Source organism: Streptomyces sp. NPDC001920, from assembly GCF_053594495.1.
Genome location: NZ_JBSFEP010000014.1, coordinates 83,007 through 97,013 on the forward strand (window position 1 = coordinate 83,007; position 14,007 = coordinate 97,013).

A 14,007-nucleotide genomic window follows, 5' to 3' on the forward strand; every position below is an offset into this window, starting at 1 on the left:
CACACCCACCGACACCGAAAGGCAGACCTGATCACCGTGACGGCGCAGCATCCATCTGCTCTGGCTCGCTTCACCGGCGACGCACACCCCTACGGAGGCGGCGACCCGTACGCGGACTACCGCACCGCCGACTTCCCCTTCACCCGGTACGCCAACCTCGCCGACCGGCGCCTCGGCGCCGGTGTCATCGCAGCCAACGACGAGTTCTTCGCCCAGCGCGAGAACCTGCTGGTGCCCGAGCGGGCCGAGTTCGACCCCGAGCACTTCGGGCACAAGGGCAAGATCATGGACGGCTGGGAGACCCGGCGGCGACGCGGTGCCTGCGCCGAGCACCCCTGGCCGACCGCCGAGGACCACGACTGGGCGCTCGTCCGGCTCGGGGCCCCCGGCGTGATCCGCGGGATCGTCGTCGACACGGCCCACTTCCGCGGCAACTACCCGCAGGCGGTGTCGGTCGAGGCCGCCTCGGTACCGGGTTCCCCGTCCCCGGAGGAACTGCTGGCGGACGACGTGAAGTGGACGACGCTGATACCCCGCACGCCCGTCGGCGGCCACGCGGCGAACGGTTTCGCCGTCGCCGTCGAGCAGCGCTTCACCCACCTCCGGGTCAACCAGCACCCCGACGGCGGCATCGCGCGCCTGCGCGTGTACGGAGAGGTGGCTCCGGACCCGCGGTGGCTGGAGGCGCTGAACACCCTCGACGTGGTCGCCCTGGAGAACGGCGGCCAGGTCGAGGACGCCTCCGACCTCTTCTACTCGCCCGCCACCAACACCGTCCAGCCGGGCCGCTCCCGCAAGATGGACGACGGCTGGGAGACCCGCCGACGCCGTGACCAGGGCAACGACTGGATCCGCTACCGGCTGGTGGCGCAGTCCCAGATCCGGGCGATCGAGATCGACACGGCGTACCTGAAGGGCAACAGCGCGGGCTGGGCGTCCGTCTCGGTCAAGGACGGTGAGAACGGCGAGTGGCGGGAGGTGCTTGCGCGCACCCGCCTGCAGCCCGACACCAACCACCGCTTCGTCCTCGACGCCCCGGCGACGGGCACGCACGCGCGCGTGGACATCTTCCCGGACGGCGGCATCTCCCGGCTGCGCCTGTTCGGGTCACTGACCGAGCAGGGTGCGGCGGGGCTGGCGGCGCGCCACCGCGAACTGGGCGGCTGAAGCCGTACCGGGCGACTGAAGCCGTGGGGCGCACCGGCCCGGACAGCACCGGTGCGCCCCACGTCATGGCCGACGGCCTAGGTCACGCCGCGTGGCCGCCGTCCACGGCGAACTCCGCGCCCGTGACGTAGTCCGCCCCGGCCAGGTGGGCGACCGTCGACGCCACCTCCTCGGCCGTGCCGAACCGCCCGAGCGCGGTCATCGCCGACTGGCCCGGCGCGTACGGGCCGTCCGCCGGGTTGAGGTCCGTGTCGATGGGGCCGGGATGGACGATGTTCGCCGTGATGCCGCGCGGGCCCAGCTCCCGCGCCAGGGCCTTCGTCAGGCCGATCAGCGCCGACTTGCTGGTGGCGTAGAGCGTCCCGCCCGGCCCCGGCACCCGCTGGGTCATGCAGGTGCCGATGGTGATGATCCTGCCCCCCGCGGTCATCCGGGCGGCCGCTGCCCGGGAGGCCAGGAAGACGCCCCGGACGTTCACTGCGAGGACCCGGTCCACGTCCGCGAGCGACAGGTCCTCCAGCGGGCCCAGGACGCCGACGCCGACGTTGTTCACCAGCACGTCCAGACCCCCGAGCGCCTCCGCCGCACGCCCGACCGCGCCGGCGGCCTCGTCCGCGTCCGCGGAGTCCGCCCGCAGGGCCACGGCCCGCCGCCCGAGCGCCGCCACGCGCCGCACGACCTGCTCGGCCGCCTCCTCGCCGTTCACGTACGTCACGGCCACGTCCGCGCCCTCCCGCGCGAGCCGCAGCGCCGTCGCGGCGCCGATGCCGCGACTGCCGCCGGTGACGAGGGCGACCTTGCCTTCCAGGGTTTCGTAAGTGGTTGTCATGGGTCCATTGCAGTGCCGCGCGGGCCCGGGCACCGGCGGTGAACGGACATCGAGATCCGCAGGGCGGGCGGCGCGCGGCCCACCGATGAGTTGCGGGCGCCACCGGGGTCTGAGGTGATGACAGCAGACCCCACCCCGGAAAGAGGCACCTGTCATGGGCAAGCTCGTCTCCACACTCTTCGTCACGCTCGACGGTGTCTACCAGGCGCCCGGCGGCCGGGAGGAGGACACCCGCGGCGGCTTCGAGCACGGCGGCTGGAGCTTTCCTTACGCCGACGACGACTTCGGCCGGTTCGTCGACGAGGTCTTCCAGCGCCCGGCCGCCTTCCTCCTCGGCCGGTACACGTACGACATCTTCGCCTCCTTCTGGCCGAAGGTGACCGACCCGTCCGACCCGGTCGCGTCCAAGCTCAACGCGCTGCCCAAGTACGTCGTTTCCTCGACGCTGACCGCCCCCGAGTGGGACGGCACCACCGTGGTCCGCGGCGACCTCGGCAAGGAGGTCACCGCCCTCAAGGAGCGCACCGACGGCGAGCTCCAGGTGCACGGCAGCGCCGCCCTGGTCAGGTCCCTGCTGGCCCTCGGCCTTATCGACACGCTGCACCTGCTGACCTTCCCGGTCGTGCTGGGCACGGGCCACCGCCTGTTCACGGAGGGCGCCGTGCCCACCGCGTTCAGGCACACCGCAGGCCGCACCACGAGCACCGGCGTCGCCATCCACTCGTACGACCTGGCGGGCCGCCCCGAGTACGGCACCTTCGGGCTGCCCGAGAACACATGACCGCAGCACCCCGCCCCACACGTCGACGGCGTCCTCGCACCATCTCTTGGAGATCGTGTGAGGACGCCCGGGCGAACGTTAACTTCCCGAAAACTGATCGGACTTGCCGGGAAAATCTCCGGCGTTGTCATTGACATGCCACTGTCTACGCGCGTCATCATGAGGGGCATGAGATTCCCCCCACGAATCAGCCGCATCGGCACCGCGGCCGCCGTCCTGTCCGCCCTGCTCGTCGGCGGAACCGTCACCGCCACGCCGGCGGCCGCGGCGGTCGGCAGCATCTGCCACAGCCGGCTGCCCTCCCAGGCCCACGACACCCTCGACCTGATCGAGCAGGGCGGGCCCTACCCCTTCGAACAGGACGGCACCGTCTTCCAGAACCGGGAAGGCATCCTGCCCAGCCAGTCGTCCGGCTACTACCACGAGTACACGGTGATCACGCCCGGCTCCGACACACGCGGAGCTCGCCGGATCGTCACCGGTGAGCGGAACCAGGAGGACTACTACACCGCCGACCACTACGAGTCGTTCGCCCTGGTCGACTACGGCTGCTGAACCCCACCGGGCCCGGTTCAGCCGGATCTGCGGCTCTCGGCGGCGGCGAACAGCGCGAACGCCAGCGCGAGCAGGGCGGCGTTCGCGTAGATCTCGAAGCCGTCGAGAAAGCCGATCCGTTGCACGAGACCCCAGTTCCAGTCGGTGAACTCGTGCACCAGGCCCGCGACGCCCTGCACCAGGGCGATGAATCCAAGGATCTCCAGCAGCTGCTTCATGGCACGATCCTCGCCCCGCGGACCCCCCACCCCCAATCGGCCGCGGGGCGAGCCATGTCGGACGCAAGTCCAGGTTCCGTACGCCCCGGCCGCGACCAAGGTCGCCGATGCCGCGACTTTGGTCGACGAACGCGCCGCCGTGGCGCCCCGGGCCGTCGGCACTGCGTAGATTGGGCGACCGTGAGTGGTGACGAGCCGGAGCCCGTACCCCAGGCGTTCGCGGGGCGGCGCTGGCTGCTGCCCTCAGCCCTGATCAAGGAGTTCGACCCCGACGCCGCGCGCCCCGGGCGCCCCCGGCGCACCGCGCGCGACTGGGTGGTCGACTTCTCCTGCTTCCTGGCGGCCGTCTTCATCGGCCTGCTCGGCGCGGACACGCTGCAGAAAGAGGACCTGTCGGCCGGTTACGCCGCCTTCGACCAACTGCTGGGCGCGCTCTCGTGCGCAGCGGTCTGGCTGCGGCGCCGCTGGCCCCTCGGGCTCGCCGTCGCGATGATTCCGGTCAGCTTCGTGTCGGCCACGGCGGGCGGCGCCGGCCTGGTCGCCCTGTTCACGCTCGCCGTGCACCGGCCCTTGCGGTACGTGGCCTGGGTGGCCGGCGCCTCCGCGGTGCTGAACCCGCTGTACTTCTGGTGGCGCCCCGAGCCCGACGTGCCGTACGGCTTGGCCGTCGTCCTGGCCACGCTGCTGACCGCCCTGGTGGTCGGCTGGGGCATGCTCGCCCGGTCCAAGCGGCTGCTCATGCTGAGCCTGCGCGACCGCGCCCGGCGTGCCGAGACGGAGGCCCGGCTGCGCGCCGAGCAGGCGCAGCGGCTCGCCCGCGAGGCCATCGCCCGGGAGATGCACGACGTCCTCGCGCACCGGCTGACGCTGCTCAGCGTGCACGCGGGCGCCTTGGAGTTCCGTCCCGACGCACCCCGCGAGGAGATCCAGCGGGCGGCCGGCGTGATCCGGGAGAGCGCCCATGAGGCGCTCCAGGACCTGCGGGAGATCATCGGCGTGCTGCGGGCCGGTGAGCCCGACGACACCGGCCGCCCGCAGCCGACCCTCGCGGCACTGGAGGCGCTGGCCGCCGAGTCGCGGGAGGCGGGCATGAAGGTCACCCTCGACCAGCGCGTCACCGCCCCCGCCGACGTGCCCGCCTCCGTCGGCCGCACCGTCTACCGCATCGCCCAGGAGGGCCTGACCAACGCCCGCAAGCACGCCCCCGGCACCGAGGTCACCCTGACGGTGACCGGCGCGCCCGGCGAGGGGCTGGACGTGTCGGTGCGCAATCCCGCGCCCGAGGGCGAGGTCCCGCATGTCCCCGGCTCCGGGCAGGGCCTGATCGGCCTGACGGAACGGGCCGTCCTGACCGGCGGCCGGCTGGAGCACGGCCCGGCCGTGGACGGGGGGTTCGAGGTGCGGGCCTGGCTGCCCTGGCGATGACCCGCGTGGTCGTGCCGCGCACCACGTGCGCCGGTCCGGAACGCCGGTCCGCACAACCGTGATTACGTAAGACCCATGACTGCGATCAGACTTCTCCTCGTCGACGACGACCCGTTGGTCAGGGCCGGCCTGTCCTTCATGATGGGCGGCGCCCAGGACATCGAGATCGTCGGCGAGGCGTCCGACGGCGCCGAGGTCGACGCGCTGGTCGACCGTGTCCGGCCGGACGTTGTCCTGATGGACATCCGGATGCCGTCGGTCGACGGCATCACCGCCACGGAGCGGCTGCGCGGCAGGAAGGACGCCCCGCAGGTCGTGCTGCTGACCACCTTCCACGCCGACGAGCAGGTGCTGCGGGCCCTGCGGGCCGGCGCCGCCGGGTTCGTGCTCAAGGACACCCCGCCCGCCGAGATCGTCGACGCGGTGCGCCGCGTCGCGGCCGGTGACCCCGTGCTGTCGCCCACCGTGACACGCCAGTTGATGCAGCACGCGGCCGGCACCGCCGCCGACACCCGCCGCGCACGCGCGCGTGAGCGGCTCACCGTCCTCAACGACCGCGAGCGCGAGGTCGCCGTCGCGGTGGGCCGGGGCCTGTCCAACGCGGAGATCGCCGCGGGGCTCTTCATGAGCGTCGCCACCGTCAAGACCCACGTCTCCCGCGTCCTGGCCAAGCTCGACCTCAACAACCGTGTACAGATCGCCCTGTTGGCCTACGACGCGGGACTTCTTGAAGAACTGGAGGAAGACGGGCACTAGCGCGCCGAGCGGGTCGTTGTCGGAGTGGTGAGAAGGGGGAAGCCATGACCGAAGTGATCGACCTCGGGGCGTACGGCGACGAGTTCCGCGCCGACCCGCACCCCGTCTACGCGCGGCTGCGCGAGCGGGGCCCGGTACACCGGGTGCGGCTGCCGGAGCCCGACGCCCACCACGAGACCTGGCTCGTCGTGGGGTACGAGGAGGCGCGCGCGGCGCTCGCCGACCCACGGCTGGCCAAGGACGGCCGCAAGATCGGGGTGACGTTCCTCGACGAGGAGCTGATCGGGAAGTACCTGCTGGTGGCCGACCCACCCCAGCACACCCGGCTGCGCGGCCTCATCACGCGCGCGTTCACGATGCGCCGCGTCGAGGAACTGCGGCCGAGGATCCAGCAGATCACCGACGAACTGCTCGATGTGATGCTGCCGCAGGGCCGGGCCGACCTCGTCGACTCGTTCGCCTACCCGCTGCCGATCACGGTGATCTGCGAGCTGCTCGGCGTACCCGAGATGGACCGTGCGGAATTCCGCAAGCTGTCCACCGAAGCGGTCGCGCCCACCAGCGCGGACAGCGAGTACGCCGCCTTCGTGCGCCTCGCCGAGTACCTCACCGACCTCATCGAGGACAAGCGCCGGGCCGGCCCGACCGCCGACCTGCTGGGCGAGCTGATCCGCACCACCGCCGAGGACGGCGACCGGCTCTCCCCGGAGGAACTGCGGGGCATGGCCTTCGTGTTGCTGATCGCCGGCCACGAGACCACGGTCAACCTCATCACCAACGCGGTCCACGGCCTGCTCACCCACCCGGACCAACTGGCCGCCCTGCGCGCCGACATGACTCTCCTGGACGCCACCGTGGAGGAGGCGCTGCGTTACGAGGGCCCGGTGGAGAACGCGACGTTCCGATTCGCCGCCGAGCCCCTGGAGATCGCCGGCGTCGCGATCGCGCCGGGTGAGTCCGTGCTGGTCGGCCTCGCCGCGGCCGACCGTGACGCGGACCGCTTCCTGGCCGCGGACCGCTTCGACATCCGCCGTGACTCCCGCGGCCACCTCGCGTTCGGCCACGGCATCCACTACTGCCTGGGCGCGCCCTTGGCCCGCCTGGAGGCCCGCACGGCGCTCCGGTCCCTGCTGGAGCGTGCTCCCGGCCTGGCCCTGGACGGGGCGCCGGGGGAGTGGCTGCCAGGGCCGCTGATGCGTGGGGTGCGGAGTCTGCCGGTGCGTTGGTAGGGGCGGGGGGCCGGAGCCCTTCCGAGGACGGCTCTCACAGCGCCGACGCCGAGGCCCCGCCCGGCAGCTCCGCCAGCGGGACGGGTCTTCGCTCGCGCCGCGACACCTCGCAGGCCTCCGCGATCCGCAGCGCCTGCAGGGCCTCCCGCCCGTCGCAGGGATTGGCGCGCTCGCCCCGCACCACTTCCACGAACGCGTTCAGCTCCGCCTCGTACGCGGGCGCGAACCGCTCCAGGAACCCCGACCACGGCTTGTCCGCCGCGGGCGGCCCCGTCGGCTCGGTGGACGCGATCGGCGTACGGTCGTCCAGGCCCACCACGATCTGGTCCCGCTCCCCGGCCAGCTCCATGCGCACGTCGTACCCGGCGCCGTTCAGCCGTGTCGCCGTGGCCGTGGCGAGCGTGCCGTCGTCGAGCGTGAGCACCACCGCCGCGGTGTCCACGTCGCCCGCCTCCCGGAACATCGCTGGGCCGGCGTCGGACCCGGCCGCGTACACCAGGACGACCTCGCGCCCGGTCACCCAGCGCAGCACGTCGAAGTCGTGGATCAACGTGTCCCGGTACAGCCCGCCGGACAGCGGCAGCCACGCGGCCGGCGGCGGCTCCTGGTCGCTGCTCACCGCCCGCACGGTGTGCAGCCGCCCGAGCCGCCCGGAGCGCACCGCCTCGCGGGCGCCCAGGTACCCGGCGTCGAAGCGGCGCTGGAAACCCATCTGCAGGATCGTCCCGGCCGTCTCCACCTCGCCGATCGCGCTCGACGTGCCCGGCAGATCGAGGGCGATGGGCTTCTCGCAGAACACCGGGAGGCCCGACCGTGCTGCCCGACCGATCAGTTCGGCGTGGGCCGAGGTCGCCGTCGTGATCACCACGGCGTCCACGCCCCACCGGAAGATCTCGTCCACTCCGGGCGCCGCCGTCTCGCCCAGCCGGTGCGCCAGGGTCTGGGCCCGCGCGGTGTCCGCGTCCGTGAGGATCAGGGACCCGACGTCGCGATGGCGGCTGAGCGTGTTGGCGTGGATCGTGCCGATGCGGCCCGTACCGATGACACCGATGCGCATGGAAACAAAGTGCGGGTTCAGTGCGTACGCTGTCAATGCAAATGTCCGGACAATCGAACTACACGACTTCCCGTCAACAACGCGTAGAGCTACAGTCAGGCCGTGCCGAAACCAGAAGTGGACCCGACCGTGGAACTCGAGCTCAGTGTGGACCGGAGCAGTCCGGTGCCCTTGTACTTCCAGCTGTCCCAGCAGCTCGAGGCCGCGATCGAGCACGGAGCGCTCACTCCCGGCAGCCTGCTGGGCAACGAGATCGAACTCGCCGCGCGCCTCGGCCTGTCCCGGCCGACCGTCCGCCAGGCGATCCAGTCACTGGTCGACAAAGGTCTGCTGGTGCGCCGCCGGGGTGTCGGGACGCAGGTCGTGCACAGCCAGGTCAAGCGCCCGCTGGAACTCAGCAGCCTCTTCGACGACCTGGAGTCGGCCGGCCAGCGACCGGCGACCAAGGTGCTCGTGAACACCGTCGTCCCGGCGTCCGCCGAGGTCGCCGCCGCACTGGGCGTCGCCGAGGACAGCGACGTGCACCGGATCGAGCGGCTGCGTCTCGCGCACGGGGAGCCGATGGCGTACCTGTGCAACTTCCTGCCGCCGGGTCTGATCGACCTGGACACCCCGCAGCTGGAGGCGACCGGCCTGTACCGCCTGATGCGCGCCGCCGGCATCACCTTGCACAGCGCCCGGCAGACCATCGGCGCCCGCGCGGCCACCGCCCCCGAGGCGGAACGCCTCGCCGAGGAGGAGGGCGCGCCGCTCCTCACGATGCAGCGGGTGACGTTCGACGACACGGGTCGAGCGGTCGAGTACGGCACGCACACGTACCGGCCGAGCCGGTACTCCTTCGAGTTCCAGTTGCTCGTACGGTCCTGACGGGCACGGTCCGCGAGGTCGCCCGGGTCCGGCGGACCGCTCGGTACGTTGCAATGTCAGGACAATGGATGCTCCCGCTCTGTGACGTGCCCCAGAGGCGCGGTGAACCGTGCGAGCGGCCACAAACCACCCGTACCGGGCAGGACGCGGGAACGGCGCCCTCGTTCCCCCGCTCGGCACCCAGTGTCAGCGTGCGGCACAATCGGGCCTGATGAGCACCTACCGCGACTTCACCGCACCGATCGGCTCCCGCAGAGCCCCCGTCCTGAGGACGGTGGGCCCCAGAGAGCGCCGCTCGCACCTGTCGGCGCCCCGTGTCCCCACCGTGGGCATCGACATCGGCGGCACCAAGGTGATGGCGGGCGTCGTGGACGCCGACGGCAACATCCTGGAGAAGCTCCGCACGGAGACCCCGGACAAGTCCAAGAGCCCGAAGGTCGTCGAGGACACGATCGTCGAGCTGGTCCTGGACCTCTCCGACCGCCACGACGTGCACGCCGTCGGCATCGGCGCGGCCGGCTGGGTCGACGCCGACCGCAACCGCGTGCTGTTCGCCCCGCACCTGTCCTGGCGCAACGAGCCCCTCAGGGACCGTCTCGCCGGCCGGCTCGCGGTGCCCGTACTCGTCGACAACGACGCCAACTCCGCCGCCTGGGCCGAGTGGCGCTTCGGCGCCGGCCGCGGCGAGGACCACCTCGTCATGATCACGCTGGGCACCGGCATCGGCGGCGCGATCCTGGAGGACGGCCAGGTCAAGCGCGGCAAGTACGGCGTCGCCGGTGAGTTCGGCCATATGCAGGTCGTGCCCGGCGGCCACCGCTGCCCGTGCGGCAACCGAGGCTGCTGGGAGCAGTACAGCTCGGGCAACGCACTGGTGCGGGAGGCGCGCGAGCTGGCGGCCGCCGACTCGCCGGTGGCCTACGGGATCATCGAGCACGTCAAGGGCAGCATCGGCGACATCACCGGCCCGATGATCACGGAGCTGGCCCGCGAGGGCGACGCCATGTGCATCGAGCTGCTCCAGGACATCGGCCAGTGGCTCGGCGTCGGCATCGCCAATCTCGCGGCCGCCCTGGACCCGTCGTGCTTCGTCATCGGCGGCGGTGTGTCGGCCGCCGACGACCTGCTGATCGGCCCCGCCCGGGACGCCTTCAAACGCCACCTCACCGGCCGCGGCTACCGCCCCGAGGCCCGCATCACCCGGGCCCAGCTCGGCCCCGAGGCCGGCATGGTCGGTGCCGCCGACCTGGCCCGGCTGGTCGCCCGCCGCTTCCGCCGCGCCAACCGGCGCCGGGTCGAGCGCTACGAGCGCTATGCCCGCTTCGCCGAGGCCCGCCGGTCCGCACAGGGGTCGGCGTGACCGTGACCGTACCCCGCCAGGCCGACTCCCCGGACGAGCCGCAGCCGCCGACCGAGGACCGCCGCCACATGATCCGCCGCAGGGCGCTGACCCTGCTCATCATCGTGCTGCTGATCGGCGTGCCCGCCGGCTACCTGGTGATCTCCGCCAACCAGAGCCGTGACAGCGGCAAGGACAAGGAGCGGAAGTACTCCGCGACCGGCCTCACCGAGGGCTGGCCGTCCCGGGTGCAGCGGCGGCTGTACCAGATCCCCGTCCCGGACCCGTCGTACAAGGTCGCGTACTACGAGACGAACAACTGGCGGACCAGCCGTCTCTACGTCCAGTTCCAGACGGCCGACTCCAACATGGACTGGTTCCTGAGGACCGTGGGGGTCACCAGGGACGATCTGAAACCGGGAGCCATCACCATCAGCGCCCGCGACCAGAAGGTCACGGGCTGGGACTTCAGCGGCCCCGGCCCGTGGTACGGCTTCGTCCACAAGCAGAAGAACCCGGCCCCCACCCAGGACGTCGTCGTGAACATGTCCGACCCGGACAATCCGTTCGTGTACGTCGTCTCGCGCACGGTCCCTTGACCGGTCCCCGAGGTCTCCGCCCCGGGCGGCGGTCACGCCGGCAGTGAGACCGCCGCCCGCCGGCGGGGCCGATTGTCAGACCCCGCCCGTAGAGTCGGAGACGGTTGATCCGACTCAGGGGCGGGAGGTGGCAGGACGTATGAGCGAGGTGGCTGTGGTGGCCGAGCGCGCGGGGGACGCCGTGCCCGTGCGGCTCGCGGCCGTCTTCCTGCCCGCTCCCCTCCCGCGCGAGGGCCGGATGGCCTTCTGGGACCCCGACGGCGGCCCGCTGCCCGCCGAGGACACCGAGCTCACCGTCGTACGACGCCATGGAGCCGGAGTCCGCCGCAGAACCACCCCCGCGCTGTCCCTGCCGCTCGGCGAGGCGCTGCCACTGCTCGTGCGGGCCCGCCACGATCCGGCCGCCCACCCCGCCACCGCCTGCTGGGGCGCCGCCACGCTGCACGCCCTGCGGCTCACCGCGCGCGGCCGGCTGCTGCCCGGCCTGACCCCGACCGGCCATGACGCCTGGCGGGCCGGCCCGCTCGACCCGGACGACATCGCCCATCTGCGAGCGGTCGCCGCGGCCCTGCCGTACGAGGGCCACGCGGTCCCGCTGCCCGGGACCGGCCCACTGCGGCTGCCTGAGCCCGAAGCGCTGATGCGGTCCTTCCTGGACGCGGTCGCGGACACCCTGCCCCGCACCCCCGCCGCACCGCACAGCTCCGGCAGGCCCTTCGCCGCGCGCGAGGGCGTGCACCTGCCCACCGCCCACGACTGGGCGGCCGAGGTCGCCGCCGGCATGGACGCGGGCGTGCGCGTCTCGCTGCGCCTGGACCTGTCGGCGTACGACCTCTTCGACGACAGCGGTGACGGCGCCCGCAGCGCCGGCGCGGCGATCGTCCAGGTGCACAGCCTCGCCGACCCCACCCTCGTCGTGGACGCGGCGGCCCTGTGGTCCGGCGAGGCCGACGCCGCGTTCGGCCCGCGGGCACGGGTGGACGCCGCCCTCGCGGTGCGCCGCGCGGCGCGGGTGTGGGCGCCGCTCGACCGGCTGTCCGAACAGGACGTGCCCGACGTACTGGCCCTGTCCGACGAGGAGCTGGGCGATCTGCTCGGCATCGCGGCGACCCGGCTCGCGGCCGCGGGAGTCGCCGTGCACTGGCCCCGGGACCTGGCCCAGGACCTGAGCGCGGCGGCGGTGGTACGGCCCGCGCCGGGCTCGGCGACCGACGGCACCGGCTTCTTCGAGAGCGAGGAACTGCTGCAGTTCCGCTGGCAGCTGGCGATCGGCGGAGATCCGCTCACCGAGGCCGAGATGGACGCCCTCGCCGAGGCGCACCGCCCGGTCGTCCGGCTGCGGGACCGCTGGGTGCTGGTCGACCCGGCCCTGGTCCGCAAGGCACGCAAGCGCGAACTGGGCCTGCTCGACCCGGTCGACGCCCTCTCCGTCGCCCTCACCGGCAGTGCGGAGGTCGACGGCGAGACGGTCGAGGCGGTGCCGGTCGGTGCCCTGGCCGCCCTGCGCGACCGCCTCACCGCCGGGGTGCGACCGGCCGAGCCACCGCCGGGACTGCGGGCGACGCTGCGCGACTACCAGCTCCGGGGCCTGGCCTGGCTGGACCTCATGACGTCCCTGGGGCTCGGCGGCTGCCTGGCCGACGACATGGGACTCGGCAAGACGATCACGGTCATCGCCCTCCACCTGAAACGTGCGGGTACCGCCCCGACCCTGGTGGTCTGCCCGGCGTCCCTGCTGGGCAACTGGCAACGGGAGATCGCCCGTTTCGCGCCCGGCGTCCCCGTCCGCCGCTTCCACGGCCCGGAGCGCACCCTGGACGACCTGGACGCCGGCTTCGTCCTCACCACCTACGGCACCATGCGGTCGACGGCGACGACGCTGGCCCGGCACACCTGGGGCATGGTCGTCGCCGACGAGGCACAGCACGTCAAGAACCCCTACTCCGCTACGGCCAAGGCGCTGCGCACGATCCCGACTGCCGCACGCGTGGCGCTCACCGGCACCCCGGTGGAGAACAACCTCTCCGAGCTCTGGGCCCTGCTCGACTGGACGACCCCCGGCCTGCTCGGCCCGCTGAAGTCCTTCCGGGCCCGGCACGCGCGCGCGGTGGAGAACGGCGAGGACGAGGAGGCGGTGGAGCGCCTGGCCCGGCTGGTCCGCCCCTTCCTCCTGCGCCGCAAGAAGTCCGACCCCGGCATCGTCCCCGAGCTGCCGCCCAAGACGGAGACCGACCATCCGGTCCCGCTCAGCCGTGAACAGGCGGCGCTCTACGAGGCGGTGGTGCGCGAGTCGATGTACGCCATCGAGACGGCGGAGGGCATGGCACGCAGGGGCATGGTGCTGAAGCTCCTGACGTCGCTGAAGCAGATCTGCGACCACCCCGCGCTGTATCTCAAGGAGGAGCGCGCGCCCCACGACCGACTGGCGGTCCGCTCGGGCAAGTTGACACTGCTGGACGAGCTGCTGGACACCGTGCTGGCGGAGGACGGCTCGGCGTTGGTCTTCACGCAGTACGTGGGCATGGCCCGGCTGATCACCTCCCACCTCGCCGCCCGGGCGGTCCCGGTGGACCTGCTGCACGGCGGGACGCCGGTCCCCGAGCGGGAGCGCCTGGTGGACCGCTTCCAGGACGGCGTGACCCCGGTCCTGGTCCTCTCACTGAAAGCGGCGGGAACCGGGCTCAACCTGACCCGCGCGGGTCATGTCGTCCACTTCGACCGCTGGTGGAACCCGGCCGTGGAGGAACAGGCCACCGACCGCGCCTACCGCATCGGCCAGACCCAGCCCGTCCAGGTCCACCGCCTCATCACCGAGGGCACCGTCGAGGACCGCATCGCCGAGATGCTCGCGTCCAAGCGGGCCCTCGCCGACGCGATCCTGGGCACCGGCGAGGCGGCCCTGACGGAACTGACCGACCGGGAGCTGTCCGACCTGGTGTCGTTGCGGAGGCAGTCATGACAGGAGCGACGAACCGGGGGAGCGCGCGAGAAGGGGACGGCCGCGGCCGCGCCCCGGACGGGCCCGCACGTTCGGGTGCGGGCGAGACCGGCATGCCCGCCACCGGACTCGGCGAGGAACGGGACGTGGAGACGGCGCCCGGCCCGGTCCAGGAGGAGCCGGGCCGGGACTCCGAAGGCCACCCGGGTCCCGCTGCCTGCCCGGATCGTGCACCGGCCGTGCAGAA

Annotated in this window: 13 protein-coding genes; 10 read left to right on the forward strand and 3 right to left on the reverse strand. The window is 72.7% G+C overall.

Annotated features, from left to right (window positions below):
* Positions 1–36: 36 nt before the first annotated feature.
* Positions 37–1,167 (forward strand): allantoicase, encoded by a 1,131-nt coding sequence (alc, locus tag ACWCPI_RS24360; RefSeq protein ID WP_451040104.1) that lies wholly within the window; start codon positions 37–39, stop codon positions 1,165–1,167.
* 82 nt (positions 1,168–1,249) lie between these two features.
* Here alc and ACWCPI_RS24365 read toward each other — a convergent pair whose 3' ends face one another.
* Entirely contained in the window at positions 1,250–1,996 is a 747-nt protein-coding gene (locus ACWCPI_RS24365; protein WP_451040105.1) for an SDR family oxidoreductase, read from the reverse strand.
* A 154-nt stretch (positions 1,997–2,150) separates the two neighbouring features.
* On the opposite strand from ACWCPI_RS24365, the gene ACWCPI_RS24370 reads away from it, so the two are divergent.
* Together ACWCPI_RS24370 and ACWCPI_RS24375 are read left to right on the forward strand one after the other, a co-directional pair.
* Positions 2,151–2,777: a dihydrofolate reductase family protein gene (locus ACWCPI_RS24370; RefSeq protein WP_451040106.1), complete on the forward strand. Its 627-nt coding sequence runs from the start codon at positions 2,151–2,153 to the stop codon at positions 2,775–2,777.
* 168 nt (positions 2,778–2,945) lie between these two features.
* Positions 2,946–3,332, forward strand: coding sequence for a ribonuclease domain-containing protein (locus tag ACWCPI_RS24375; protein WP_451040107.1), 387 nt, complete (start codon positions 2,946–2,948; stop codon positions 3,330–3,332).
* A 17-nt stretch (positions 3,333–3,349) separates the two neighbouring features.
* Here the strand turns inward: ACWCPI_RS24375 and ACWCPI_RS24380 are convergent, their stop codons facing one another.
* Complete coding sequence (locus ACWCPI_RS24380) at positions 3,350–3,550, reverse strand: hypothetical protein (protein ID WP_451040108.1); 201 nt, start codon at positions 3,548–3,550, stop codon at positions 3,350–3,352.
* A 180-nt stretch (positions 3,551–3,730) separates the two neighbouring features.
* On the opposite strand from ACWCPI_RS24380, the gene ACWCPI_RS24385 reads away from it, so the two are divergent.
* The 3 genes from ACWCPI_RS24385 to ACWCPI_RS24395 all read left to right on the forward strand — a co-directional run bounded on the left by ACWCPI_RS24385 (position 3,731) and on the right by ACWCPI_RS24395 (position 6,960).
* Positions 3,731–4,975, forward strand: coding sequence for a sensor histidine kinase (locus ACWCPI_RS24385; protein ID WP_451040109.1), 1,245 nt, complete (start codon positions 3,731–3,733; stop codon positions 4,973–4,975).
* Between the two features lie 75 nt (positions 4,976–5,050).
* A complete protein-coding gene (locus ACWCPI_RS24390; RefSeq protein ID WP_451040110.1) occupies positions 5,051–5,731 on the forward strand; it encodes a response regulator transcription factor in 681 nt (226 codons plus the stop codon).
* A 44-nt stretch (positions 5,732–5,775) separates the two neighbouring features.
* Positions 5,776–6,960 carry a cytochrome P450 family protein gene (locus ACWCPI_RS24395; RefSeq protein WP_451040111.1) on the forward strand — a complete coding sequence of 395 codons (1,185 nt, stop codon included), beginning with the start codon at positions 5,776–5,778 and terminating at the stop codon, positions 6,958–6,960.
* Positions 6,961–6,994: 34 nt separating this feature from the next.
* Here the strand turns inward: ACWCPI_RS24395 and ACWCPI_RS24400 are convergent, their stop codons facing one another.
* Entirely contained in the window at positions 6,995–8,017 is a 1,023-nt protein-coding gene (locus ACWCPI_RS24400; protein ID WP_451040112.1) for a Gfo/Idh/MocA family protein, read from the reverse strand.
* 129 nt (positions 8,018–8,146) lie between these two features.
* Between ACWCPI_RS24400 and ACWCPI_RS24405 the strand changes: the two genes are divergently transcribed.
* The 4 genes from ACWCPI_RS24405 to ACWCPI_RS24420 all read left to right on the forward strand — a co-directional run bounded on the left by ACWCPI_RS24405 (position 8,147) and on the right by ACWCPI_RS24420 (position 13,781).
* Positions 8,147–8,884 (forward strand): GntR family transcriptional regulator, encoded by a 738-nt coding sequence (locus tag ACWCPI_RS24405; RefSeq protein WP_388809087.1) that lies wholly within the window; start codon positions 8,147–8,149, stop codon positions 8,882–8,884.
* A 211-nt stretch (positions 8,885–9,095) separates the two neighbouring features.
* Positions 9,096–10,244 carry an ROK family glucokinase gene (locus tag ACWCPI_RS24410; protein ID WP_451040113.1) on the forward strand — a complete coding sequence of 383 codons (1,149 nt, stop codon included), beginning with the start codon at positions 9,096–9,098 and terminating at the stop codon, positions 10,242–10,244.
* Entirely contained in the window at positions 10,241–10,822 is a 582-nt protein-coding gene (locus tag ACWCPI_RS24415; protein WP_451040114.1) for a sugar kinase, read from the forward strand. Before ACWCPI_RS24410 ends, ACWCPI_RS24415 begins: the two co-directional genes overlap by 4 nt.
* 139 nt (positions 10,823–10,961) lie before the next feature.
* The gene (locus ACWCPI_RS24420) at positions 10,962–13,781 is read left to right on the forward strand and encodes an SNF2-related protein (RefSeq protein WP_451040115.1); all 2,820 of its coding nucleotides are present in this window, start codon (positions 10,962–10,964) and stop codon (positions 13,779–13,781) included.
* The last annotated feature ends 226 nt before the right edge of the window (positions 13,782–14,007 follow it).

Bases quoted from the DNA above. Each gene is read 5' to 3' on its own strand.
- ACWCPI_RS24365 (WP_451040105.1), bottom strand. From the start codon at position 1,996: ATGACAACCACTTACGAAACCCTGGAAGGCAAGGTCGCCCTCGTCACC.
- ACWCPI_RS24370 (WP_451040106.1), top strand. From the start codon at position 2,151: ATGGGCAAGCTCGTCTCCACACTCTTCGTCACGCTCGACGGTGTCTAC.
- ACWCPI_RS24375 (WP_451040107.1), top strand. From the start codon at position 2,946: ATGAGATTCCCCCCACGAATCAGCCGCATCGGCACCGCGGCCGCCGTC.
- ACWCPI_RS24380 (WP_451040108.1), bottom strand. From the start codon at position 3,550: ATGAAGCAGCTGCTGGAGATCCTTGGATTCATCGCCCTGGTGCAGGGC.
- ACWCPI_RS24390 (WP_451040110.1), top strand. From the start codon at position 5,051: ATGACTGCGATCAGACTTCTCCTCGTCGACGACGACCCGTTGGTCAGG.
- ACWCPI_RS24395 (WP_451040111.1), top strand. From the start codon at position 5,776: ATGACCGAAGTGATCGACCTCGGGGCGTACGGCGACGAGTTCCGCGCC.
- ACWCPI_RS24400 (WP_451040112.1), bottom strand. From the start codon at position 8,017: ATGCGCATCGGTGTCATCGGTACGGGCCGCATCGGCACGATCCACGCC.
- ACWCPI_RS24410 (WP_451040113.1), top strand. From the start codon at position 9,096: ATGAGCACCTACCGCGACTTCACCGCACCGATCGGCTCCCGCAGAGCC.
- ACWCPI_RS24420 (WP_451040115.1), top strand. From the start codon at position 10,962: ATGAGCGAGGTGGCTGTGGTGGCCGAGCGCGCGGGGGACGCCGTGCCC.